At 63.1% G+C, this 1502-nt stretch carries 1 protein-coding gene; it reads right to left on the reverse strand.

Annotation, left to right across the window (positions count from 1 at the left end; translation table 11 throughout):
- Positions 1 to 1502 (reverse strand): urocanate hydratase (hutU, locus tag ACN1C3_RS33165; protein WP_419119944.1); only part of this gene is annotated, 1502 nt, incomplete at both ends.

Genomic DNA, 1502 nt, shown 5'->3' on the forward strand with positions numbered 1-1502 from the left:
GTGGCCGGGTCGTTGTGCAGCACGCGAGCGATACGCTCGGCCGCTTCGTCAGTACCGTCGCAGACAATCACCATGCCCGAATGCTGGGAGAAGCCCATGCCGACGCCGCCGCCGTGGTGCAGGGAAACCCAGGTCGCGCCGCTGGCGGTGTTGAGCAAGGCGTTGAGCAGTGGCCAGTCGGACACGGCATCGGAACCGTCCTGCATGGATTCGGTTTCACGGTTCGGGCTGGCCACGGAACCGGAGTCCAGGTGGTCGCGACCGATCACGATCGGCGCGGACAATTCGCCGCTACGCACCATTTCGTTGAACGCCAGACCGAGCTTGGCGCGCAGGCCCAGACCGACCCAGCAGATACGTGCCGGCAGACCCTGGAAGGCAATACGCTCGCGCGCCATGTCCAGCCAGTTGTGCAGGTGCGCGTCGTCCGGGATCAGCTCCTTGACCTTGGCGTCGGTTTTGTAGATGTCTTGCGGATCGCCCGACAGCGCAGCCCAACGGAACGGGCCGATGCCACGGCAGAACAGCGGACGGATATAGGCCGGTACGAAGCCTGGGAAATCGAACGCGTTTTCTACGCCTTCTTCCTGAGCCATCTGACGGATGTTGTTGCCGTAGTCGAAGGTCGGCACGCCCATTTTCTGGAAGTCGAGCATCGCTTTAACGTGCACGGCCATGGATTGCTTGGCGGCTTTGACCACAGCGGCTGGCTCGGTCTTGGCGCGAGCGCGGTATTCGTCCCAGCTCCAGCCGGCTGGCAAGTAGCCATTCAGCGGGTCGTGGGCGCTGGTCTGGTCGGTGACCATGTCCGGGCGCACGCCGCGCTTGACCAGTTCCGGCAGGATTTCAGCGGCGTTGCCCAGCAGGGCGATGGAGATTGCCTTGCCTTCCTTGGTGTATTTGGCGATGCGGGCCAGCGCGTCGTCGAGGTCGGTGGCTTGCTCATCGACGTAACGGCTGTTGAGGCGGAAATCGATGCTGACCTGCTGGCATTCGATGTTCAGCGAGCACGCACCGGCCAGGGTAGCGGCCAGAGGCTGAGCGCCGCCCATGCCACCCAGACCGGCGGTCAGGACCCAACGACCGGTGAGGTTGTCGTTGTAATGCTGACGACCGGCTTCGACGAAGGTCTCGTAAGTGCCCTGGACGATGCCCTGGCTGCCGATGTAGATCCAGCTGCCGGCGGTCATCTGGCCGTACATGGCCAGGCCTTTGGCGTCCAGTTCGTTGAAGTGCTCCCAGCTCGCCCAGTGTGGCACCAGGTTGGAGTTGGCGATCAGTACGCGCGGGGCGTTGGTGTGGGTCTTGAACACGCCGACCGGTTTGCCGGATTGCACCAGCAGGGTCTCGTCGTCGTTCAGGTGGGTCAGGCTTTCGACGATCTTGTCGTAGCATTCCCAGTTACGTGCAGCGCGACCGATGCCACCGTAAACCACCAGTTCTTTAGGGTTCTCGGCGACTTGCGGGTCGAGGTTGTTCATCAGCATCCGCAGCGGCGCTTC

The organism is Pseudomonas sp. H11T01, assembly GCF_048515765.1.
Classification (GTDB): domain Bacteria; phylum Pseudomonadota; class Gammaproteobacteria; order Pseudomonadales; family Pseudomonadaceae; genus Aquipseudomonas.